The following is a 23,192-nucleotide window of genomic DNA, read 5'->3' as shown; positions in this document are numbered from 1 at the left end:
GAGAGTACGTGAATAAAATACCTGTTTCCGTGTTGGTCCAAACAAAGAATGAAGAAGGGGGAATTAATAAATGCCTTGCGGCCTTGACAGACTTTGATGAGGTTATTGTTGTAGATTCAAACAGCACGGACCGCACTGCGGAATTAGCCAAGGAAGCAGGAGCAACAGTCATCAATTTCACGTGGGACGGGAAGTTCCCGCAGAAGAAGCAGTGGCAGCTGGAACAGGTTGAAACCCGGAACCAGTGGCTGCTCATGCTGGACGCGGACGAATACCCCACACCGGAACTCACGCAGGAGCTGCGGGCCATCGCGGAAGATCCTGAGCAGACCCGGGTTGCCTACGACCTGCCCGTTGCCTATCACTTTGCCGGCACCGGCCTGCGCCACGGACACCGGGTGGTCAAGCGCTCCTTCCTGCGCCGGGGACATAACGCCTTTCGGAACATCGACCTGCTCCATCTGCCCGGCATGGGCGAAGTTGAGGCGCACTACCAGCCTGAACCGGACGGACCCGTGGGGCGCACCGAGGCGCTGCTGGTCCACCACGACGTTGACCCGGTACGCACCTGGTTTGACCGGCACAACCGCTACTCCGACTGGGAAGCGTATATCCGCACCCATCCTGAAACCCGGGGCAGTGTCCGTGAGTCCAAGAGCAGCCAGGGCCGGCGGTTCGACGCCGTTCCGCTGAAGCCCCTGGTGTTCTTCCTGTACAGCTACGTGCTGCGCCGGGGTTTCCTGGACGGCCGGGCGGGCTTTGACTACGCCCTGGCTCTGTCCACGTATTACTGGCAGATCGGCTTGAAGAGCCGCGAACTGCAGCGCACGGGTGCCAACGGAGTCGGGGGCACAGGCCGTGGCTAGCACGTCAGGTACCAAGGTCATTCAGCTTGGCGGCCTGGCCGGCCCGGGGGCTGCCGCCGGCGGCGTCTGGGCCGTTGCCCGGACGCAAAGCGCGGCGCTGCGCCGAGCGGGCATGCGGGTGGAACTCATTGGCGGATGGCTGGGGAAGCAACCGGTATCCTCCGACGGTACCGCGAAGCTTTTCCGGGTCCGCCGGCCGTTGCCCGGAGCACGGTTGAGGGGATTGGTGAGCCTGCAGCTGCCCCGCTACGTTGCTTCCCGCGCCCGCACGGCAGACGTTGTCCAGGTGCACTTGTGCCGGGACTTCATCACCACGTCCGCCACTGCACTGCTGCGGCGGGGGAAGACCCCGGTGATCGCCCAGTCACACGGCATGCTCGCCCCTTCCGCTGCGCTGCCGGTTCGCCTGTTCGACGCCGTCATCACGCGTTGGCTGGTCCGGATACCGCAGCTTTGGCTGACCCTGACCGAGGCAGAGGAAGACGGACTGCAGCAGCTAGGCGTGGACCGGACGCGGATGCGCCGGGTGGTCAACGCGAGCACTGATACGACCCTGCGCTGGTCCGACCCGGAACAGACAGTTTTCCTGTTTGCGGCGCGGCTTTCCGCCCGCAAACAGCCTGCCGTTTTTGTCCAGGCTGCCTTGGCAGCCCTCGACGCCGGACTCGAGGCCCGCTTTGTCCTCGCCGGCCCGGACCAGGGCGAAGAGGCCCGCGTCCGCGCCCTGATCGAAGCTTCGGCACACGCCGATCGGTTCACGCTGACCGGGGAGCTGGCCCCGGATCAGCTGCAGGCAGCCATGGCTGGCAGCACCGCCTACGTTTTGCCGGCATTGAAGGAGCCCTATCCAATGTCAGTCCTTGAAGCGGCTGCGGTGGGAACACCGCTGATCATCACCACTGACTGCGGACTGTCGGCAGATCTGCGTGCCGGTGATGCCGCTGAGCTCGCGGAACCGTCAGTTGACGCCTTTTGCGAAGCCATGCGCAAGCTCGCCGTGGACCCGCAGCGGCGTGCCCAACTGGGTGCCAACGCCCGTCAGCTGCACCGCCGGCTTTGGTCTTCCGAACGGCTCGCGGAAAGCCTCGCTGCCCACTATGCGGAGGCCACCAATGCACGCTGAACTTATGCCCGTGCGGCGCTCCGCCCCCACTCCGCCGGACCCGGCGGACGGAGCGCCAAATGACTCGCGCCGCTCAGGCGTCCGCACCGCCGTCGCACTGGTTGCCTTTCTGCTGTTTGCGGTGGTGCTGCCGCTGCAGGTGCGCGGCGCCGGAGCCGTGTTCTATACGGACACCAACTTCCTCATCCGCTACGCCGTGCTGGTCTATGCCGCCACCAAGCTGGCCACCCTCCTCTGGCAGACGGATATCCGGCCGGTCGCCGGCGTGTTTTGGATCTTCGTCTACACGGGAATGGGTTTGGCGCCGCTGGCGCAGCTGACCACCGGGCGCAGTACCGCCCTGGCCATCCAGGTGGATGAAACCCTGCTGACCATGGCCAGCCTGCTGACGCTGCTGGGATGCGTCTGCTTTGACCTTGCCTACCATGTGCGGGCGCGGCGGCGGAGCCTCCGCGGTCCCCGCCTGCGCTTCCGGACGCTGCGCAGCCTGGACGTGCTGCGCGTCTTCTCGGTCGCGTCACTGGTGGCAGCCCTGGTGTACATCGTCCAGGTGGGCGGGCCGCAGGTGTTCTTCCTGAGCCGCCAGGAAACCAGTCAGGCGCTGGACGCGATCAACCCCGACAGCGGGCAGGCCCTGCGCGCCATTATCTCCGCCGGGGGATCCGTGGCGTGCCTGACCGCTCTGATCTTCTACCTGCACGTCTGGCGCACACGTGACCGCACCCTGGCCGCCGTCGACGGGTTCATTGTCGCGGCCCTGGCGATCATCAATGTCATTGTCAACAACCCCATTTCCAACTCCCGGTACTGGACGCTGGCCGTGCTCTTCGGCTTGATGCTGCCGCTGATCCGCGGCAGGAAGGGCCTGTTCAACGCTGCGGTGGCCGGAGGCGTCATTGCGTCCGTGGTGGTCTTCCCGCTGGCGGACGTCACCCGGCGGGCCGCCGGCGCGGGTGTACCCCTGCAGGTGGACTCCATGTGGACCACGATCGCCACCAAGGATTATGACCAGTTCACCATGCTGGCCAACACCCTGGGTTACACCGTGGACCACGGATACTCGTGGGGCATGCAGATGCTCGGCCCGATTCTGTTCTGGGTGCCCCGGGTGGCCTGGCCCGACAAACCGCTGGATACCGGTGTTGAGGTGGGGCTGTGGATGAACAGCAACAACCTCAACCTGTCAGCTCCGCTGTGGGCCGAAGCCTGGATCAACTTTGGGCTGCTGGGCCTGATCGTCACGTTTGTGGGACTGGGCCTGCTGGCCCGGCGGCTGGACACGGGCTTCCGGGCGGAAATCCTCAGCAAGGGCTCGGTGGGTTACCTGGGCATTTCCATCTTTGCCGGATACCTGTTCATCCTCCTGCGCGGATCCCTGCTGCAGTCCATGGGACGGCTGGTGGTCCTGGTCCTGTCCATCCTGATCCTGACAGCCGTGACCAACCGCCAAGAAAGGCTGAAATCATGAGCCGGACCGTACCGCCTCCCTCTGCCCGGGCCACCTTCCAGGAGTCTTTCAGCGAGCTCAAACAGGCACAAAAAACGCGCAAAGGCGTCCCGCTCTACCTCCTGTACGTCAATCGTCCCGCGGGCCGGGCTGTCGCCGCTGCCCTGCGCCACAGCCGGTTCACGCCCAACCATGTCACTCTGGCCGGCGCACTGCTGACCTACGGGTCCCTGCTGTGGCTGGCGTTCGGTGCCCAGGCCAACCTCTCCTCGGCACTGGTAGGCGTCCTGCTGGCTGCGGGCTACGTGCTGGATTCCGCCGACGGGCAGCTTGCCCGTCTGCAGGGCGCCAGCTCCGCCTTCGGGGAATGGCTGGACCATGCCCTGGACAACGGACGCATCACCGTTATGCATGTGGCGGCCTTCTGCTTCCTGGCCCGGACCACCGATTCTGACCACGTGCTTCTGGCCGCCGGCTGCGGACTGTTCCTCCTGTCCAGCTCCTGCATCTTCTTCGGCGGAGCGCTGGTGGATCAGCTGCGCCGCAACGCCCGCCGGACGGAGACGGCACCGGCTGCATCCCCAGGTTCCCCGGCCCCTGCTGCGGACCGGGAGAACAACCGGCGCCTGCTGCGGCGCTCCATTATGACCCTGCCCGTGGACTACGGCATGACGTGTCTCGCTTTCCTGCTGCTGCCCTGGCCCGCGGTCTTCCTCGCCGCATATGCGGTGCTGGCCGCAGCGCACGTGCTGATGTGCCTGGCGTTCCTGCCGAAGTGGCGGTCCGAGCTCCTGGCGCTGGACTAGGTGAGCGGTGTCCGGCGGCTCGTAACCTTTGCGGACCAAGGTGTCTCGAGCGTTTCCAACTTCGTGGCCGTGGCGATCGCCGCCAACGTGGCCACAGCTGTGGACTTCGGCCAGTTCTCCCTCGCGTATGCGGGGTTATTGCTGTTCCTGGGCGCGCAGCGGGCGCTGGTGGGGGAGACCCTGCTGGTGCGCTACTCCCGGACGGGCGACCTGACCCCGGCCACTGCTTCAGCGAGCCTGGGCGCGACAATGCTGGTTGCCGTTCCAGCCGTTCTGTTCCTGCTGGCCGGGGCACTGCTGGGCGGAGCGGAGCATGCCGAGCTGTGGCTGCTCATGGCTGCGCTCTCACCCTTCGTCCTGCTGCAGGACGCTATCCGCTACCTGTTCATCTGCCAGGCCCGGCCCGTCCTTGCCCTCCTCATCGACGGGATCTGGGCCGTCGGGTCCATCACCGCGATGCTGCTGACCGCGCGGTCCGGCGGGAGCCTGGTGCTGGTCCTGCTGTGGTGGGGGATCGGGGCCGCCGCCGCCCTGGTGGTCGGCCTGCTGCTGGCCCGCTGCGTTCCGGCGGTTGTCTCCGGGGGCCGCTGGCTCTGGCTGAACCGGGATTTTTCGTTCCGCTACCTGGCTGAGTTCCTTACCCTGAATGCTTCGACTTTCGCTGTGCTGTACCTGCTGGTCTTTCCGCTGGGAGCGGCCGGCGTGGGCGCTCTCCGGGCCGCCCAGCTGCTCTTCTCTCCGCTGAACACGGTATTCGGTGCCATCAAGACCGCCGTCATCCCGGAACTGGTCCGTACCCGGGGAACATCGGCCTTCCGCAGCAGGCTGCTGGAAACACTGGCCATAGTGCTGGTCCTGGCGCTGGGCTGGGGTGCGGCGGTGCTGCTGCTGCCGGCATCGGCGGGGGAATTCGTGCTCGGTGACACCTGGCGCAATGCCGAGGACCTCCGGCTGCCCTACGCCCTGCAGTATCTGGCGATGGTTCCGTACACGGTGCTGCTGGCGTATTTCCGCGCCTCGCAGGCCAACCAGCTTTCCACCCTCATGCGCGGTGTCCTTGCCGCCCTGACCCTGGCCCTGCCGCTGGGCTTTGCCGCCACCGGATCTGCTGCCGCATCCGCCTGGGGCTTTGCAGCCGCCGTGGCCGTGGCTGCGGTGTCCGGCCTGATGGCCGTGCGCATCCGGAACCGCTCCGTGCGGACGGCGGATGCCGCGCTCGAACCGGCAGACTAACCAGGCGCTTCCGCCCGGCAGGCAGGCACCTACCGGTACGGACACATCCCCGCGGTACCCGGACACGCGCATCCGGCAGGCGGAGACCTCCACGGCCTAAGGCAGCCCGGCGAACACTGTGCCTCCCAGCCGGCTCTGAGAACAGCCCTTTCCCACGCAACAGCCCGTCCCACGCAAACAGCCCCCCGGGCGGTGCGCAGGTAACCTGCTCATCGTCCGGAGGGCTGTTGCGGCTGTGGGCCTTAGGCGGTGTGTGCTCCGGAGCGCAGCGGCTGGTCGGAGGCGTTGTCGCTGTCGCGCAGAATGGCCGCTTCGGCTTCGGCCACCGGAGAGGCGGGGCCGCCGTCGCTGTCCCGAAGCACCGGCAGCGGAGTCACGCCGTACTCGGACAGGTAAGCGGAATTGGCATCCGGTCCGGTGCGCGGAATGCGGTTGAGGACTACGCCCACCACGTTCGCGTTGACCAGGCTCAGCTGTTCCACGGCCTTGGACAGGTTGTGCTGGCTGACCCGGGTGGCGCCGACCACCAGAAGGATGCTGTCGGTCTGCCGGGTCAGGATGGCTGCGTCGGCCACCGGAAGCACCGGTGGAGCATCCAGGATGATGGTGTCGTATTCCAGTTCGAGCTCGGCGATCAGCTCGGACATGGCGGCGGATCCCAGGAGCTCGGTGGGATTGGGAGGCAGGGGCCCGGAGGTCAGGACCGACAGGCCGCCGGAGCCCCAGTGCTGGGTAGCTTCGGTCAGCGTGGTCCGGCCAATCAACACAGTTGTCAGGCCAATATTGCCTTCCAGGCCGGTAGCCGCGGCCACGGACGGAAGCCGCAGGTCAGCGTCCACCAGAATCACTTTCTGGCCGCTTTGCGCAATGCTCAGGGCCAGGTTCAGCGCTACGGTGCTCTTGCCCTCCCCGGCCTGGGAGGAGGTCACCACCAGCGACTTCATCTGCTGGCTCACGGCCACAAACTCAAGGTTGGTCCGCAGCTGGCGGAAGGCATCAGTGCCGGGTCCGCCCAGGACGATCGGCCGTGAACTGTGGCGCGTGGCCGGGGACTCCGTGATTCCGCCCAGGAGCGGCAGCGACGTGGACTTGCGGACGTCGGCTTCGGACCGCACATGCCGGTCCAGGACGTGGCGCAGGATTGCTACCACCAGTCCGACGGCGAGCCCGTACAGCAGGCCCAGCAGCAGGTTCAAAGAGGTCTGGGGGCTGGAGGCGGAGGTGGGCGGCTGGGCCGTGTCCACCGAGCTCATGCGCACCGGAGACGGCAGCCCGTTGGTGGGCCGTTCCAAATCAGCAACCGAGGAAATCAGGTTCGCCACCACGCCGTTGGCAATATCCGCAGCCCCTTCGGGTGAGGAATCCACCGCCTGGATATCGATAAGGACGGTGTTGCGGGACGTTGACGCCTTGATTCTGGTGGCCAGCTCCTTGGCGGAGACGTCCAACTCCAGGTTCTCGATCACGGGATCCAGGACCTGCGGTTTGGTGGCCAGATCAACATAGGACTGGACCCGTGCCAGGGCAAAGTCGCTGCCCTGCTGGAGTTCAGCGGAGGTTCCCACATTTTGGGTGGAAACAAAAAGGCTGCTTGTTGCTGTGTACGTTTTCGGCATTATCACCGAAACAATGCCGGCAGTGATGAGCCCGATGAGGGCCAGTGAGACTATGAGCATCCAATTGCGGCGAAGAATAAGTATTTGTTCTCGCATATCCATTGGTTACCCCTTCCCTAGGATAGGCAGGTGAATGTGGTGTAAATTCTGGGCCGGCGTCATGACCGGAACCAGGAATAGCATTGATCCGATTCCACGCGCGCTGATCCGGCGGTGATTTCCACCGGAGACGAGCCGTCGTAGGTGCCGATCAGGTTGCCGTTTCCGCCGTAGACGGAGATGGTGCAGCCCTCGGGGGCGCCGTAGGCACGGTAGGTGCCCGGTGCAATCGAGGGTTTCTCGCTGTGCGGAGCGGCCTGGCCAACGGAGAAAGTTCCGTCGGGGAATCCCCGGCCCGCCGCGTCCAGCTCGGGTTGCATCTCCGGGCACAGCAAGCCAATGGCATCCACCGTGTCGGAAGCCGCGTTCATGATCAGTTCGCTGATCACTGATTCGGGATCCATGGCTTTGGCACTGATCAGCTGGTCGCAGCGTTCCTGCCCCACCTGCAGCACCGCATTGGGATCGGTGCCTTCGGGCACCTTGTCCGCCAGGAACTGCTCCTGCGGTGCGTCGAAGGTGGGTTCCGGAGCGGGTTGCGGTGACTGGACCACGGCGCCCGGGTCGGCCCCGGAACTGGCCCCGGAATTGGCACCGGGGTCAGCGCCGGGAGCGGTTCCCGGCCCCGGTTCCTGACTGGCAGCAGCCGACTCACTGGCTGCCGGCGAACCGGGAGCGGTTCCCGCGGAGGAGGACGGCGTTGCCCCTGGCTTTACCTCAGACGGGGGCACGGAAGCTGGGGCCGCCGCATCGGGTGAAGAATCCTGGGAGCTGCATCCTGTTGCCGCACCCAGCAGCGGCAACAGCAGCAATCCCAGAGCACATCTTTTGAGACCTGGTTTCATGAAGTGGACTTTCTATCGAGGGGACCAACTGGCAAAACTAGCGGCCGCGGTTTCCGGCCGGACGGTGGGCAAAAGGGTTCATTGGGGACCGAACTCCAAGGTGAGGACAGGCCGCCGGGTGGAGGTGGCCTCCTTGGTGTAGAACCAGGCGTTGTCCGTTCCCGCACTGGTAACGGCCAGGTCAACAGAGTTCTCCAGCATCGCGGAGACAGCTGCGGGGTCCAGGCTCACGGTGTAGGGCGTATTGCCGGCCACCGGGGACAGGGTTCCCAGCACCGCGGAACTGAGCTCGGGCCGGGTGCGGTAGGTGGTGCCGGCTTCCGTCCAGCTGCCGGTCACCGGCTGGACCGTGTGCTGGTCTGCCGATCCGCTGATCGAATCGGCAACGGTGTAGAGCCGCAGCGATGCAGAGATCAGGCGCATGCCGGCCGGCACCTGGGTGCCGGGAGTGAACCGCAGGTACGAGGTGTAGGCGGACGTGCCCCGGGATGCCATCGAGTTGGCTGATCCGTGGGCGGTGCCGGGAGCACCCTGGTTGACGTAGGTGTCCTCGGCGGGTGTCAGTGAGAGCGTCACCGGCTTCACGGGAGGCGGAGCGTCCACCGTGGCGCTGGCCGGGGCGGACGGAGCACCGGCGTTTCCGGCGGCGTCGACGGCGGCCACCCGGTAGTAGTACGTTCCCGGGGCCAGCCCCGAATCGGTGTAGGAAAGCACCGACTCGGGAGTGGTGGTCAGCAGGGTGTCCGCGGACGGGCTGAAGTCCCCGGCCGTGGAGCGGTACACGCGGTAGCCGGTGACACCCACGTTGTCGGTGGAGGCATTCCAGCTCACCGAGGCGGTGGTGCCGCTGACGGCAGCTGCGGCGCCCGTGACCGTGTCCGGAGCCGTGGTGTCGGGAGCAGGAACCGGCGGGGCAATGGTGCCGCCCCCGGCCACGTAGTGCTTTGCCACCTGGGCGGCGGTCAGCGCTGCGGGATAAACGGAGAACTCGTCGATCGCGCCGGCAAAGTAGTTGGCGGCCGGCCGTCCCGGGAACCCTGTGACCGGATCCGGTGCGGCGGGAAGGGTATCTCCGCCCACCCGCCAGGAACCGGTGTAGGTTTGCGCCGCACCGGTCTGGCTGCTTGCCGCCACGTTGCCGTCCACGTACAGGGTGGCTCCTGCCGGTGTTTGGGTGACGACGGCGTGGTGCCAGGCATTGTCGTTGTAGGTCCCGGTGGTCGTGGCGTTGACCCGCACATTGGCGTCGTTGAGCACGCCGTAAACGAGGGTGCCGGAGGCCGTCATGGAGAGATTGCGGTCTACGGTGCCGGTGCTGTTCCGGTCGCCTTTGCGGTTGGGCTGGCCGGAGGCGAAGCCCATGATTTCGCCGCCGTTCACGGTGTCCGTCTTGAACCACACCTCTTCGCTGAAGCTGGCCGGCGCCGCGGACCGCTGCTGGCCGGACACCTGGTCATCCACGCCGTCGAACACGGCCGCGGTACTGCCGGCTACGGCACCGCCGGTGCCGCCCAGAAGGGGAGCGCTGTAGGTGACGCCGCGGTTGTTGCCCGGTGAGCTGTCCACGGGTGCGGTGGCCGGAGTGTCATCAAGGCGCCAGTAGGTCAAAGCGCCGTCGCCGAGGACTTCCGCGGGATAGGGCTGCGTGCTGGTGGCGGTGGTGACGGAGACCTGGGCGGAAAGGGCGCTGACGTTCGTTCCGTCGCTGGCCCGCACCCGGTAGCTGTACGCGGTGCCCGGAGTTGCGGTGCGGTCCGTGAAGGTGAGCTGGGGTGTTTCGAACAGGACGGAGCTTCCGGACACGGTTCCCAGGGCGGTGGAGCTGCCGTTGCGGTACACGCTGTAGGTGAGCTGCGAATCGTCGTTGTCCACACTCTGGGTCCAGCGGATCTGGTTCTGGCCCGCGGCCAGGCTTGCTGCCCGGACGTTGGCCGGAGTGCCGGGCGCGGCCGACGCCGGGCCGGGGCCAAAGCGGGTCAGCGACTGCTGGGCAGTGTTGTTGGCGGTGGTGAATTCACCGGCCACCCACAGGACGTCTCCGTTGCCGGTGTGCGTGGTTTCCAGGGCCCGCGGGCCAAGGCCTTCGCCGGCGCCGTCATTGGTGTCCGGGCTCCAGCCCAGGAAGGGATAGGGGTTGTTGATGTCCTGGGCTGTCAGGTGCCGGCGCACTCCGTCGGCGAACCCGCCCATGCTGGAGCAGTCGTGTGCGTGGTGTGCACCGTAAAGGACGTCCTTATATGGCAGTACGGCCTGCGTGGCGCCCTGGCACGTGTCTTTCCAGATCTGCTCATAGTTGTTGCTCAGCGAGAGGCGGGCCCGGCCGTCGAAGGACCGTGACCCCATGCCTTCGCCTGCCACATAGAAACTGGTGCCGTCACTGGTGATGTCCTTGAGTACGGCGGTGGCGGGGATGTAGCCGGCTGCGGGATAGGTGCGCACATTGGCGCCGGCAGTGTTGTCCACCACGGCCATGGCCCGGGATTCTGCGCCGTTGACGTTGCTGAAGTCGCCGGCAATGAGGACCACGCTGCGGTCGGCCGGCACATCGATCGCCCGGCCCACGCTGTCCGCGGCCGGAGCCCAGGGCAGAAGCGCCCCGGCGGGAGATACGGCGGCGAAGCGGCTGCGTGCCGTTCCATTGACGGTGGTGAAATCGCCGCCGAAGTAGACGGCGTTGGCCGTAGCGGCAATGGTGCGCACGGTGCTGTTGACGGTTCCCGGTCGGAAAGTGGTGTCAACCGTGCAGTCCGGAAGGTTGATCGAGGCAATCCGGTTGGCGGTCACGCCGTTCACCGTGGTGAAGTTGCCGCCCACGTACAGCTTCCTGCCATCGGGGGAGGTGTCCATGGCGCGCACCGTGGCGCCCGTTCCACCGGTGAAGGACAGGGAGCAGGAGGCGGGGCTGCCGGTGTAGGCGTCAAAGGCGGCGAAGTTCACTGCTGCCTGGGACTGGCTGCTGCCGGCGGTGGTGCCCGGCGGCCTCACCTGGGTGAAGGTGCCGCCTACGTACATCACGCCGTTGGCTTCGGCCATGGCCCAGGCAATGCCGTTGGTCTGCCACGTGGGCAGGGCAATTGCGGAGAACGCCACACCGGGTGTCAGCGCGGAGGCGGGAGCAGCCAGGCCGATCAATGATGCTGCTGCAACAGCTGCAGCGGAACAAACTGCCGCCAGTTTTTTGTACACGGCCAGACCACCTTATGAAAAGAGGGATGGGCCCACGGCCCGAATCTGTTGGAATCGTAGCGGCGGGGAGTCGCACGGCACACGGTGGCCTTTACTCGACTAATTGCGGTGCCTACCCGCGGGTAAGTTGCTTCTACTCATGTTTTCCGGGGTGCTACGTGAATCCGGGATAAATGCTTTACCGGCACCCCCTGCGCCCCGCACGATGATCTCGGAAACCACAGATCAAACGCGGGGGTAGGGACACATGGCGGTAAGGATCGGCTACGCCTCGGGCGCCTATGACCTCTTCCATATCGGCCATCTGAATCTTCTGAAGCACGCCCGCAGCCAGTGCGACTATCTGATTGCAGGAGTTGCCTCTCCGGAAATGACGCAGCGCCTGAAAGGAACCACGCCCGTGATTCCGCTGGCGGAGCGCATGGAGATTGTCCGCAGCGTCCGCTATGTGGATGCGGTGGTGGTGGACACCCACCTGAACAAGGCGGACACCTGGCGCGAGGTGGGATTCAACATCTTCTTTAAGGGCGATGACTGGAAGGGCACCGAGAAGGGCGAGCGCCTGGAACGGGACATGGCCCTGATCGGAGTGGAAGTGGTCTACTTCCCGTACACCGTCAGCACCTCTTCCACAGTGCTCCGCCGAGCCCTGACGATTCTTGACGGCGGCCGTGCCGAGGACACCGCCCGCCAGGCATGAATCCGCTGCACCGCACTGATCCGCCCGGGAACCCGCGCAATCCTTCCGGGCCGTCGCGGCGGCAGGTGCTTGGCCTGGGTGCGTTGGGCCTGGTCCTGGCCGGCTGCACCGGCAGGTTTACTCCCGGCGCGGCAACCGAACCCACCCCGGAACCGCTTCCCGTCCACACCGTGGACTCGATGCTTGCCGCCACGCCATTCCTGGTGGCGCACCGCGGATCCTGGGACAACTGGCCCGAGCACACCATGACCGCGTACCGGGAATCCGTGAACGCGGGAGCCGTTGCCCTGGAAGTATCGGTCAGCGCCACCCTGGACGGGCAGCTGGTCTGCCACCATGACCTGAACACCGAACGCACCACCGGAACCAAGCTGGTCATCAAGGATTCCACCTACGCCCAGCTCTCCGAAGTGCTTGTTGATGCGCGGGCATGGCTGGGCCCGGAATCGAAGCCGGAAAAGATTCCCCTGCTCAAGGACGTCCTGGACGCCTTCGCCTCCACGCATGTGATCTTCCTGGAGGACAAGCAGGGCACCAATGCCAAGGCATTGCTGGATCTGATGGACACCTATCCCGACTCACGCAGCCACTTCATCTGGAAACAGTCCGCCCAGGCCGGGCAGGTGGAGGCAGCAACCAAGCGCGGCTACACCAGCTGGGGCTATTTCACTGCGGAACAGCTGGAACTGGTTCCGGCGCTCGCAGGACAGTTCACTCTTCTGGGCGTTCATCACTCCGCGTCCGACGCCGAACTGGCCGCCGTGGTGGCCACCGGCAAGCCCGTCATCTGCTGGGAAGTCCATACCCGGGAGCTGCGGGATCGGCTCCTGGATCTGGGAGCCTCGGGGCTGATGTGCGCCAACCTGCCGTATCTTGCCGCGGACGAGCCGCTGGAGACAACTGATTGTTTTGCGGACGGCCTCCGGGCTGCGGGGGACCTGCCCTGGCAGGTGGGCGCCGGCTGGGACCTGCAGCCTGCCCTGATTCCGGCCGAGGGAACCCTGCTGATGGCCGCCAAGGCCAACAGCAGCTACCGGCTGGGCTCCATGGGACCGGTTAAGCGGGAGCTGTACAGCATCCAGTTCGACATGCGGTGGCCGGACGTCCTGCCACCGGACAACGCCCTGCACGCCGGGATCATTTTCGGCCAGGATGATGACCGCCCCTACCGGGTGCTGATTCCCAGCGACGTGGGCGGCTATCACCTGATCGTCCGGCCGACCGGGGAAATGTCCCTGCTGCTGCGCAGTCCCGGGGAAGCCGGCGGCCTGCGCCTGAGTTCCGTGACCACGCAGCCGGTTAAGGCGGGGGAATGGATGACCTTCAAAATCGACATTGCTCCGGACAGCATCCGCTACACCCGCGTGGACGGCGCCGGCTGGTCCGGACAGGCCTCGGACCGCAAGTTCCGCGGCGGCTACTTTGGCCTGTCCCGCAACTATTCCGACGACGCACCCGTGGAGTTCCGCCGCGTCAAGGTCGCCTAGGAATCCCTTCCTCCGGCCTCCCGGGAGAGCACAGAACGACGGCGGCGCCGCCGGTGAGCACTGCCCAGCTGCCGCACCAGGGACACGGCCAGTGCGCCGAGCAACGCACCGCCGGTATTGAGGATGACGTCATGGACATCGCCCTGCCTGTCGACAAGGAACATGTCCTGGAATCCCTCCACGGCCACCGTGAGCCCGGCACACAGCAGCACCGCCAGCCACCAGCGGCGCACCGGCAGGAAAGCGGCCGCGAGGGCGCCCAGTGGAACAAACAAAAGCACATTCGCCGCTGACTCCACGGCAGCGTAATCCACCCATCCGGGCAGCCCGTGGCCCTGCAGCCGCCGGATCAGGCGCAGGATGGTGCCGTACAGCGGGCGGTCCACCGGCGCAGGCCACAGCAGGACGGCGGCCATGCCCGCCAGCACGACGACGGCGGCAGCCAGGAGCGCAATGCGCCGTCCCCGCGTGCTGCCGCCGCCCGCCCCGTCAGCGCTGATGCTGCTGCTCCATACTTACCGGCGCCCCTGCTGGTTGTGCGCCGCCGCCTGCGCAGCCGTGAGCGCCGTGGGATAGACGGCAAACTCGTCAATGGCACCCTTGAAGTGGCGGCTTGTCGGAGCGCTCGGCCAGGTGGACGGGATCGAGTCCCCGCCAATCCGCCAGGAGCCCAGGCTGACGGTATTCGCGGAAACCGTGTTGGAGGCAACCTCCACGCCGTCCACATACAGCACCATGCCGCGCGGGCCCTGCGTGGCTACCACGTGGTGCCAGGCGTTGTCGTTGTAACTGGCAGGCGAGGTGACCGTCACCCGGGACCCCGTCCACACGCCGAACACCAGTCTCCCGGCGTCGGTCATGTAGACATGCCGGTCGTACGCGGTGCTGTAGCCCGCGTAGGTTCCGTTGCGCCGGGGCTGCCCGTTGCCGAAGCCAAAGATCTTGCCGCCCTGCACCGTGTCGGTGCGGAACCAGGCCTCAGCACTGTAAACCGACGGCGCGTTGATCCGCTGGGGTGCGTAGATCAGGTCATCCGTGCCGTCAAAGGTGGTGGCCCGGTTGCTGTCTCCGGCCAGGGCTCCGGCTGCTCCGGCAATTCCCGGTCCGCCGAAGGGCAGCCCCATCAGGTTTCCTGCGGAGGAATCCGCGGCGGCATTGAAGCCGTCGCCCAGCCGCCAGTAGGTGCTGGCGCCGTCGGCCCGCACCAGGGCGGGATAGGCGGCCGCCGAGGAGGCGGTGGTGAGCTGCACCTGCGCGGAGAGTGCACCGGTGAGCCCGCTGGGATCGGTGGCGCGGACCCGGTAGGTGTACACGGTGCCGGGCACCGCCGTCGTATCCGTGAAAGACACCTGCGGCAGGTCCCACCAGAGTGAGGACGCCGCAACCGTGCCCAGCGCAGTGGCGGACCCGTTCCGGTAAATGCTGTAGGTAAGGTTCGAATCGTCCGGATCCGAGGTGGCCTGCCAACGGACGGTGTTCTGCCCGGAGGCACGGGACTCGCCGCTCACAAACTGGGGCGTGCCGGGACCTGCGGTTCCCGGACCGGGACCGAACCGGGTCAGGCTTTGCTGCGCGGAACCGTTGACGGTGGTGAATTCCCCGCCGGTCCAGAGGACGTCCCTGCCGCCGCCGGCGGTGGTGTGGGCCAGTGCCCGCGGGCCCAGGCCTTCGCCCTGGCCGTCGTTGGTGATGGGGTTCCACTGCATCATGGGGGAGGGCTTGTCCACGTTCTGGGCGCTGAGGTGGATCCGCACGCCGTCGGTGAAGGCGTCCATGCTGGAGCAGTCGTGCGCGTGGTGCGCGGCGTAGAGGGTTTTGCCGTAGACGGACACGGCCTGGGTGGCGCCCAGGCAGGTATCGCGCCACACCTGGTTGTAGGTGGTCAGGTCCAGCCGGGCGCGGCCGTCAAAGACGCCGCCGCCGGTGCCCTCGTTGCCGATGTAGAAGCCGGTGGCGTCGGAGTCGATGGACTTGACGCTGGAGGTTTTGGGAATGAAGAAGTTGGGGTAGGTGCGCACATTGGCACCCGTGGTGCTGTCCAGCACCGCCAGTGCCTTGGAATCGGCACCGTTCATGGTCAGGAAGTCACCGCCGGCAATGACGGTGCCGCGCCCCGCCGGTGCGTGCAGCGCCCGCACGGGCTGGTCCGCCACCGGCGCCCAAGGCAACAGGGCGCCGGTGCCGGGGGACACGGCGGCCAGGCCGTTGCGGGTGGCGCTTTCCGCGGTCTTGAAGTCCCCGCCGAGGTAGACGGCAGTGTTCGTGGCTTCGATGGCGCGGACCGTGGCGGAGAGCCCCGGCGGCCGGAAGTTGGTGTTCACGGTGCAGGAGGGCAGATTGATGGCGGCAATGCGGCTGGTGCTGACTCCGTTGACGTTGCTGAAGCTGCCGCCGATGTACAGGGTGCGACCGTCGGGGGAGACGTCCATGGCCCGCACCGTGGCACCGCTGCCGGTGACCGACAGGGAGCACGGAATCGGGTTGCCGGTGTAGGCGTCAAAGGCGGCAAAGTTCACGGCGCTTTGGGTTCCTGCGCCGCCGGCGGAAACTCCGGGCGGGCGGATGGCGGTGAAGGTGCCGCCTGCATAGACCACCCCGTTGGATTCGGCCATGGTCCAGACAATGCCGTTGGTCTGCCAGGTGGGCAGGTTGTTCGCGGCAAAGTCCACTCCGGGGGACAAAGCGGACGCCGGCGGGGCGGCTCCGATCATGGTTGAAACGGCGAGAGCAATCCCGCCCAGTACGGCCGTCAGTTTTTTGTTCATGGTCAAAACCCCTGCCTCTAGTGCCCCAGCGGCACTCCGCGGGCGCAATCCCTCACCCACTAAGGGAAGCTACTCCCGGCAGCGGTAGGGCGGCACGAGTACGCGGTACCTGTGTTCCCAGGCGCGCCACGCTAAATGCGCCCGCACCTTGCCTGCGGGGTACCCGTGCCCCCAGCTAAGGTCCGGCTCAGGTGCGCTCGCGGCCGCACAGTGGGATGATTAGCGCAGACTTGTGTTGCGTAATGGTGTCCATCGCCCTGCGCACCCGCCCTCGCTAGCCAAGGAGTTTCCCCGTGCCTGTGGTTTCCACCCCCGAGACCCTCCAGCCCGCCGCCGGGCTGATGGACAATGCCGAGGTCCTGCGCATCCGCAATGACTTCCCGATCCTGCACCAGCAGGTCAACGGCCATCCCCTGGTGTACCTGGACTCCGGCGCCACCTCGCAGAATCCGCTCAGCGTCATCGAGGCGGAGCAGGAATTCTATGAACAGCGCAATTCAGCCGTGCACCGCGGCGCGCACACCCTCGCCGTCGCCGCCACCGACGTGTATGAGGACGCCCGCGCAAAGGTGGCCGCGTTCATCCATGCCCGGCCCAATGAGATTGTCTGGACCTCCAACGCCACCGAGGCCTTGAACCTGGTGGCCTACGCCTTCTCCAACGCCGCCGCCGGCCGCGGGGGAGAGGCCGCCCGCCGCTTCGCGCTGGGCGAGGGGGACGATATTGTGGTCACTGAAATGGAGCACCACGCCAACCTGATTCCCTGGCAGGAGCTGGCCGCCCGCACCGGCGCCACGCTGAAGTTTATTCCGGTGGACGACGACGGCGGGCTGCGGCTGGAGGCGGCCGAGCGGCTGATCACCGGGCGCACCAAGATCGTGGCGTTCACCCACGCCTCCAACGTGCTCGGCACCATTAACCCGGTGGAAACCCTGGTGAGCCTGGCACACAACGCGGGGGCGCTCGTCGTGCTCGATGCCTGCCAGTCCGTGCCGCACCTGCCGGTCGATGTGAAGGCGCTGGACGTGGACTTTGCCGCGTTCTCCGGGCACAAGATGCTGGGCCCCACCGGCATCGGCGCGCTGTACGGCAAGGCGGAGCTGCTCAACGCCATGCCGACCTTCCTCACCGGCGGCTCCATGATCACCACGGTGACCATGGAGAAGGCCGAGTACCTGCCGGCCCCGCAGCGCTTTGAGGCCGGAACGCAGCGCATTTCCCAGGCCATGGCGCTGGGTACCGCCGTGGATTACCTGCAGGAAACCGGTATGGGCCGCATCCACGCGTGGGAAGCCACGCTCGGCCAGCGCCTGGTGTCCGGCCTGGAAGCGATCGAGGGCATCCGCGTGCTCGGCCCGCGCTCCAGCGTGGAACGGATCGGGCTGGCGGCGTTCGACGTCGACGGCGTCCACTCCCACGACGTGGGCCAGTTCTTGGATGACCAGGGCATCGCCGTGCGCGTGGGACACCACTGCGCGCAGCCGCTGCACCGCCGGCTGGGCCTGGTGTCCACCACCCGTGCCAGCACCTACCTGTACAACACCACCGACGACGTCGACGCGTTCCTGAACGCGGTGGCCGGCGTCCGTCCCTTCTTTGGAGTGAAGTAAATGAGCGCCGAGCTGCAACAGCTGTACCAGCAGATCATCCTGGACCACGCCAAGGCCCGGCACGGCGCCGGCCTGGTGGAGGCACCGGCGGGGGCGAAGGCGGGGGAGAGCCATCAACTGAACCCCACCTGCGGCGACGAGATCACGCTGCGCGCGGTGCTGGACGGATCCGCAGCGGGCGCGCCCTCGGTGGAAGGCATCAGCTGGGAAGGCCAGGGCTGTTCCATCTCGATGGCCTCGGCCTCGGTCCTCACCGATCTGGCCGCTGGATTGTCCCGCGATGAAGTGATGGACCTGGTGGAGAACTTCCGCGAGGTGATGCGCTCCCGCGGCACGGTGGAGGCGGATGAAGAGGTGCTCGGAGATGCTGCGGCGTTCTCCGGGGTTTCCCGTTACCCGGCGCGGGTCAAGTGCGCCATGCTCGCGTGGGTTGCGCTGGAGGAAGCGCTGCTGGCGGCGAACTGAGGCGTTCGTGTGGCGGCCGACGATGGCGGGCGGGAGGGTTGGTGCAGCGTGCCCATGCCGGGTACGTAGGTCATTGCGGTAAGCGAGTATTAACTACCGTTCTGCATGCTGACGATATGTCCGTATGTTCGAACGCATGGACACAGCTGAGCCCACCAGAGAATGGCGCCGGAAGCACTATCGCCGCAGCCGCCGTGAGTGGATCAGCTACGCCGGACTGGCACTGCTGACGATGGTGACAGCAAGTGTGGTTGCGGCAGTGTTGATGCAGTGAGCGCTGGTCTTCCGATGCCGGTCGCAAGAGCTGGCTATGCGGCCTGAGTCAGGCTCTCCTGCGGAACCGGTTCGGCCTCAGCCGCCGGAGTAGCCTGCGGCGCCCTGTCCGCGGGTGCAGCAGTGCCCTTCAGCTCGGCCGGACGGCTTCGGCGACGGGCTGCCCCGACGGTCAAAACACCGCTAAGCATGCCCGCGAGCCCGATGATGGCCCAGATAATCATGCCGGTGCTGGCCACGACGCCAGAAAGTGGAAGTGCAGATATAAAGGCTGCTGAAAGCAAGAATTCCCCCAGGAATCTAGTAATGCAAATGAGACCATTGGCTCTAACCGGTTCGCGTAGGAACGGTGAGCAGATTGATCGTAGCAGGGCTTGAGCGCTGCGGATAGGGTTAAACGCCGGTGTGCTGCAAGCCCTGTAATTGGTCCTGCAGCACACCGTATAAGCCATGCTACTTGAGGCGTAGTTACGGTCGTCCCATGCCCTTGAAATTCCAGCCGGCTTGGCGCCAAGCTGCAGAATCCAAGACATTACGTCCGTCAATGATGTTCTTTTCCGTGACCAGAGCGCCGACGGTATGCGGATCCAGTGCACGGTATTCCTTCCACTCGGTTAGGAGCACCAGTGCGTGGGCGCGTTCGATGGCGTTTTCGGTGACGGGCTCGTAGCCGAGTTCCGGGAAACGGCCCTTGGCGTTGGACAGTGCTTCGGGGTCGGTCACCGTGACGGTGGCGCCCTGCAGCTGCATCTGAGCCGCGGCGCTGAGCGCGGGGGAGTCCCGGACGTCGTCGCTGTCGGGCTTGAACGCCGCTCCCAGAATGGTGATGCGCTTGCCCATCAACGAGCCTCCGCAGATGTCGCGGGTCATTTCCACCACGCGCGTGCGGCGGCGCATGTTGATCGTGTCCACTTCCCGCAGGAAGGTCAATGCCTGGTCTGCGCCAAGTTCTCCCGCGCGTGCCATGAAGGCGCGGATGTCCTTAGGGAGGCAGCCTCCGCCGAAGCCGACGCCGGCGTTCAGGAACTTACGGCCAATCCGGTCGTCCATGCCGATGGCATCGGCCAGGGCTGTGACGTCTGCTCCGGCGGCGTCGCACACTTCTGCCATCGCGTTGATGAAGCTGATCTTGGTGGCCAGGAAGGAGTTGGCTGCGGTCTTGACCAGTTCAGCGGTGGCGTAGTCCATCACCAGACGCGGGGTGCCGGTGGATAGGGGAGTTGTGTAGACCTCATCGAGTGCAGCGACGGCGGCCGTACCCGCTACACCGTTAGGAACGCCGTAGACAAAGCGGTCTGGTGCCAGGGTGTCCTGCACAGCGTGGCCTTCCCGGAGAAATTCCGGGTTCCATACCAGGATTGCTTCCGGTGCCGAGGCCTGTAGGTCCTCTGCGAGGCGGGCTGCAGTTCCCACGGGAACTGTGGACTTTCCCACCACTACATTTCCGGGCTTCAGATAGGGGGCCAGCGAAGAGAAGGCGCCATCCACAAAGCGGAGGTCTGCAGCATATTCGCCCTTGCGCTGAGGTGTTCCCACGCAAACAAAGTGGACATCGGCACCTGCCGCGTCAGCCATGTCCGTGCTGAAAGAAAGACGTCCAGAGCCAATCGATTCCGTGAGCAGTTCCGGAAGACCCGGCTCAAAAAACGGTGCACGGCCGGAAGTCAGGTCATTGATTTTTGCTTGGTCAACGTCTATGCCCACAACGTCGTGTCCGAGCTTTGCCATGGACGCTGCGTGCACGGCTCCCAGATAGCCGCAGCCGATGACAGATATACGCACGGTTCCCCTAAATAGTTCAAAAAAAGATGGATGTGCGGTGACTTAGGGGTGAGACCATAATGTCGCCAAGCACTAAGAAAAAAGCCGGGAGGGCAGAAACCGATCGGTTTCCGCCCTCCCGGGTACTACATCAAATGCTGAGTTATGCGTTCTTACGGCGTGCAACTGCCACCGAGGCAACGCCGGCACCAACGGCCACGATGCCTGCAGCGCCCCACAGCAGCATGGCCGAGTCAGCGCCAGTGTTGGCAAGTCCGGCCTCATCAGCGTTGCTGCCAGCCCCACTGCCGTTGCTGGCTCCGCTGCCGGAGCCGCCGTTGCCGGCGGTTTCTGTGAAGGCCGGATCAACGGAAACAACAGCGGTGACTACCTTGCCCGACTCCAAGCCGGTGGCAGTCAACGTGTATGTGCCGGCCTCGTTCAGCGTGATGGGGGTGCTGAATCCACCCTGAGCATCGGCATTAGTGGTGAAGGTGCTGACCAGTTCGGCCAGGATGATCACGCCGTTTACACCGGTCCCCGGAACAACAACCGGTGTGTTCGAGTAATCGACGTCTACGCGGACTGCTTCGCCGGGGGTAAAGCCGGTTCCGCTGAAGGTGACGGTGGCGCCAGGTGCAACAGTTGCGTCACTGACGCCGCCGGGAGTCGGTGCCGGGTAGTTCTCAACGGCATTAGCGGCGCCGGCACCGAAGAAGGCGAGTGATCCTGCGAGGACCAAAGCGGATGCGGTTTTTTTCATATGAGACTCCCCATGCAATTGATAAAAGACTGTCTGTAGGTACTGATTGGCCCGGTCCCCACCAACAACTCATGAAAACCAACCGAAAATCTAAATCCAAAGTCCGCCCGGGGCTCGCCCCAGCACCACCGAACGCGGTTCAAGACTATTAATCTCTAGTGGAAACGCTCTTTACGGTAACAGGAACTTTGGCGAGTTCCAAGCGTATTGTGGTATGTGGCTAAATGTACACCCAAAAATCAGTCGCAGCCTTCCCGCTCAAGCGGGAGGACGACTTCCTCGAGTGATTGAACAGTAGGTGTTATCCGCAGATGTGGCTCGGAATTCTGCACCACCTTGGAGAAGGCTACGTCGATTGTTGCCGTTTCCCCCGGCCCCAATTCAAGTGCCACCGTTCCGACTGGTCTCTGTCTGTGCTTGCCTGAACTCACTGGTACGGGCTGGCTGTCAACGGTTGCCGTCTCAACGAACGCCTGCGAAGGTCCGTAAACAACGTAGTTGGTGCGGATTCGCCCAGGCTCGATGCCATAAGCGCCGTTCCCTGTAACGTAGGCGGGCAGGCTAGAGGCAGCATCTGCTGGAGCGTTGTTGGATACGGTGATACGGACGGTGTATTGCCCGTAATCGCCCACGGGACAGGACTGGATGAGCTGAACGCTGCGCGTTACGTAGTAGTCCATTTTGGCCCCGGTGCCGTCATTGAAGTACACGCCAAAGGCAGCTCCTCCGCCGTCCGGGCCTGCAACTGAGCCGTGAACGGGAGTCGAAGCGATGATCTTTTCTTCTGCGGGATGGCTGGACCATAAGAATAGGCGATTTTCTGCAGTGCTCGCACCCAGGGCCTTAATCAGTTGAGCCCCGTTTCCTTGGCCTTCCGTGAAGGCAGAGAAAACCCGGCTGGCCACGGTGGCGAAATAGGCATCCTGCGCTTCGGGGTTCTCTATGTCTTTGTAGACCTTTGACAGGAGCGTGGGGACGACGTTGTCTTTTGTGAGAGACAAGGGTAGGTCCGTATCACGAATCGCATCCAGTACCTGAGGGTCGGTCAAATCCAGCGGTCCAGTGGCCTCCAAAAGGTGGCTCAGCACCACGGTATCCAAAGCGAGCACGCCGTCGATTTTCTGGCCAGAGTGGCGTTGTTCCCACATCTCTTTTGCTGTTTGGGCTGCGGTGGGGAAATCCGGAGTCAGGTTCACGTTCTGCATCTGGGTTCCGAGGCGACGCGTATACAGGGAGACTTGTTCGGAGTCCACGTCTATTGCGGGGCGGAAGGCTCCTAAGGCGACGGCACTGGTTTGTTCGCCGAGGCTGATGTGCCCGTCATCGGTGTGTAGTACGGCTAAGGCTCCTGGGATGCCTCCTGTAGCTCTAGTCTCAGAGCTATTTTGCACCAGCACTAAATAATCTCGTGAATCCTCTGCTCCGAGCATGGCCGGAAGGAGTTGAAAGATCGAAGAAGCTGTATTCATAAGGCTGTTAAGCTCACCGAGCATGTCAGTTGCAGAACGCACGGGGCCTGCTAACTGCGGAACAAGGGTAGCCAGGTCAATGGATGCCAAGCGATCGTGAGAGAGTCTCACTGTTTCGGCGGCGCCAATGATGCTTGGCGCCACATCCTGCAGTTGAGAGATGTCTACTTGCCCGTTCTTAGGCGAAAGCATTTGTAGTTCCAATGATCCGTAGACACTCAGCAGCGGAGTGCCCGCTTTCGTTGTTAGATCGTCTGCAGATACGGCGATTTCTCTTAGGGCGCTGAAGTTGGCTCCAACAAATGGAACCGAAGCTGCAATCGTCCACAAGGGCCCATCGGTTGTCTCCCTTGCAGCCGCCGTCTGAGAGCTAATCGCATCAAAAGTATGTTCCACCTGTTTCTGATTTCCATCAGACAGCTGTGTGCGTAGCAAAGGAACAAGATCAACGGCTCCTTCGAGCTGACCGCGCACGGCTAATGCCTGATACGCAAGTAGCCCACCCGTGCAGCCTGCTAGTAGCACCATCACTAATGCTGCTAATCCAAATCGAACTTTGATGCGTTTCGTTCGCTCCCTGGATGCTGGGTCGTTTGGTCGCCGATCATTGTGTCTGGAAACCGGCATGCCATCATCGGTGGCTCGGCGGTGAAACATAGACTTGGGAAACGGTGTCAT

At 64.8% G+C, this 23,192-nt stretch carries 19 protein-coding genes; 10 read left to right on the top strand and 9 right to left on the bottom strand.

The annotated features are described in order from the left end of the window. Positions 1–8: 8 nt before the first annotated feature. Genes ACIQXM_RS01350 through ACIQXM_RS01330 form a run of 5 tightly spaced genes read left to right on the top strand, consistent with a single transcriptional unit; the run spans position 9 to position 5,475 of the window. Entirely contained in the window at positions 9–866 is an 858-nt protein-coding gene (locus ACIQXM_RS01350; protein ID WP_400926475.1) for a glycosyltransferase family 2 protein, read from the top strand. Next, positions 859–1,989 (top strand): glycosyltransferase family 4 protein, encoded by a 1,131-nt coding sequence (locus ACIQXM_RS01345; RefSeq protein ID WP_400926472.1) that lies wholly within the window; start codon positions 859–861, stop codon positions 1,987–1,989. The genes ACIQXM_RS01350 and ACIQXM_RS01345 overlap by 8 nt, the downstream gene beginning before the upstream one ends. Continuing rightward, positions 1,979–3,457, top strand: coding sequence for an O-antigen polymerase (locus ACIQXM_RS01340; RefSeq protein ID WP_400926469.1), 1,479 nt, complete (start codon positions 1,979–1,981; stop codon positions 3,455–3,457). The genes ACIQXM_RS01345 and ACIQXM_RS01340 overlap by 11 nt, the downstream gene beginning before the upstream one ends. Further along, positions 3,454–4,242 (top strand): CDP-alcohol phosphatidyltransferase family protein, encoded by a 789-nt coding sequence (locus ACIQXM_RS01335; RefSeq protein WP_400926466.1) that lies wholly within the window; start codon positions 3,454–3,456, stop codon positions 4,240–4,242. The genes ACIQXM_RS01340 and ACIQXM_RS01335 overlap by 4 nt, the downstream gene beginning before the upstream one ends. After that, the gene (locus ACIQXM_RS01330) at positions 4,243–5,475 is read left to right on the top strand and encodes a hypothetical protein (RefSeq protein WP_400926462.1); all 1,233 of its coding nucleotides are present in this window, start codon (positions 4,243–4,245) and stop codon (positions 5,473–5,475) included. A 242-nt stretch (positions 5,476–5,717) separates the two neighbouring features. On the opposite strand, the gene ACIQXM_RS01325 is transcribed toward ACIQXM_RS01330, so the two are convergent. The 3 genes from ACIQXM_RS01325 to ACIQXM_RS01315 form a co-directional block, all read right to left on the bottom strand. Further along, positions 5,718–7,193 carry a polysaccharide biosynthesis tyrosine autokinase gene (locus tag ACIQXM_RS01325; protein ID WP_400926459.1) on the bottom strand — a complete coding sequence of 492 codons (1,476 nt, stop codon included), beginning with the start codon at positions 7,191–7,193 and terminating at the stop codon, positions 5,718–5,720. A gap of 56 nt (positions 7,194–7,249) precedes the next feature. Then, complete coding sequence (locus tag ACIQXM_RS01320) at positions 7,250–7,921, bottom strand: hypothetical protein (RefSeq protein WP_400926456.1); 672 nt, start codon at positions 7,919–7,921, stop codon at positions 7,250–7,252. Positions 7,922–8,113: 192 nt separating this feature from the next. After that, positions 8,114–11,221, bottom strand: a complete 3,108-nt coding sequence (locus ACIQXM_RS01315) for a DNRLRE domain-containing protein (RefSeq protein WP_400926453.1) — start codon at positions 11,219–11,221, stop codon at positions 8,114–8,116. Positions 11,222–11,468: 247 nt separating this feature from the next. Between ACIQXM_RS01315 and ACIQXM_RS01310 the strand changes: the two genes are divergently transcribed. Both ACIQXM_RS01310 and ACIQXM_RS01305 read left to right on the top strand, forming a co-directional pair. After that, the gene (locus tag ACIQXM_RS01310) at positions 11,469–11,921 is read left to right on the top strand and encodes an adenylyltransferase/cytidyltransferase family protein (protein WP_400926450.1); all 453 of its coding nucleotides are present in this window, start codon (positions 11,469–11,471) and stop codon (positions 11,919–11,921) included. Further along, the gene (locus ACIQXM_RS01305; RefSeq protein WP_400926447.1) at positions 11,918–13,408 is read left to right on the top strand and encodes a glycerophosphodiester phosphodiesterase; all 1,491 of its coding nucleotides are present in this window, start codon (positions 11,918–11,920) and stop codon (positions 13,406–13,408) included. The genes ACIQXM_RS01310 and ACIQXM_RS01305 overlap by 4 nt, the downstream gene beginning before the upstream one ends. On the opposite strand, the gene ACIQXM_RS01300 is transcribed toward ACIQXM_RS01305, so the two are convergent. Continuing rightward, the gene (locus tag ACIQXM_RS01300; protein WP_400926444.1) at positions 13,405–13,824 is read right to left on the bottom strand and encodes a VanZ family protein; all 420 of its coding nucleotides are present in this window, start codon (positions 13,822–13,824) and stop codon (positions 13,405–13,407) included. The two genes, ACIQXM_RS01305 and ACIQXM_RS01300, sit on opposite strands and share 4 nt — an antisense overlap. Positions 13,825–13,923: 99 nt before the next feature. Further along, complete coding sequence (locus tag ACIQXM_RS01295; RefSeq protein ID WP_400926442.1) at positions 13,924–16,173, bottom strand: LamG-like jellyroll fold domain-containing protein; 2,250 nt, start codon at positions 16,171–16,173, stop codon at positions 13,924–13,926. Positions 16,174–16,466: 293 nt separating this feature from the next. Between ACIQXM_RS01295 and ACIQXM_RS01290 the strand changes: the two genes are divergently transcribed. The 3 genes from ACIQXM_RS01290 (at position 16,467) to ACIQXM_RS01280 (ending at position 18,522) form a co-directional block, all read left to right on the top strand. After that, on the top strand, positions 16,467–17,783 hold the full coding sequence (locus tag ACIQXM_RS01290) for a cysteine desulfurase (RefSeq protein ID WP_400926439.1): 1,317 nt from the start codon (positions 16,467–16,469) through the stop codon (positions 17,781–17,783). Continuing rightward, a complete protein-coding gene (sufU, locus tag ACIQXM_RS01285) occupies positions 17,784–18,248 on the top strand; it encodes a Fe-S cluster assembly sulfur transfer protein SufU (RefSeq protein ID WP_400926436.1) in 465 nt (154 codons plus the stop codon). Between the two features lie 136 nt (positions 18,249–18,384). Continuing rightward, positions 18,385–18,522 carry a hypothetical protein gene (locus ACIQXM_RS01280; RefSeq protein WP_400926433.1) on the top strand — a complete coding sequence of 46 codons (138 nt, stop codon included), beginning with the start codon at positions 18,385–18,387 and terminating at the stop codon, positions 18,520–18,522. A 34-nt stretch (positions 18,523–18,556) separates the two neighbouring features. Here ACIQXM_RS01280 and ACIQXM_RS01275 read toward each other — a convergent pair whose 3' ends face one another. From ACIQXM_RS01275 to ACIQXM_RS01260, 4 genes are all read right to left on the bottom strand, one after another. Further along, complete coding sequence (locus ACIQXM_RS01275; RefSeq protein WP_400926430.1) at positions 18,557–18,760, bottom strand: hypothetical protein; 204 nt, start codon at positions 18,758–18,760, stop codon at positions 18,557–18,559. A 229-nt stretch (positions 18,761–18,989) separates the two neighbouring features. Then, positions 18,990–20,303, bottom strand: a complete 1,314-nt coding sequence (locus ACIQXM_RS01270) for a UDP-glucose dehydrogenase family protein (protein ID WP_400926427.1) — start codon at positions 20,301–20,303, stop codon at positions 18,990–18,992. A 142-nt stretch (positions 20,304–20,445) separates the two neighbouring features. Next, a complete protein-coding gene (locus tag ACIQXM_RS01265; RefSeq protein WP_400926424.1) occupies positions 20,446–21,045 on the bottom strand; it encodes a peptidase in 600 nt (199 codons plus the stop codon). Positions 21,046–21,284: 239 nt separating this feature from the next. Next, entirely contained in the window at positions 21,285–23,192 is a 1,908-nt protein-coding gene (locus tag ACIQXM_RS01260) for a DUF4012 domain-containing protein (protein ID WP_400926421.1), read from the bottom strand.

It is taken from the genome of Arthrobacter sp. NPDC097144 (assembly GCF_044762205.1).
Classification (GTDB): Bacteria; Actinomycetota; Actinomycetes; order Actinomycetales; family Micrococcaceae; genus Arthrobacter_B.
The sequence above is the reverse complement of the archived record's forward strand: the minus strand, read 5'-3'. Positions and strand labels throughout refer to the sequence as shown.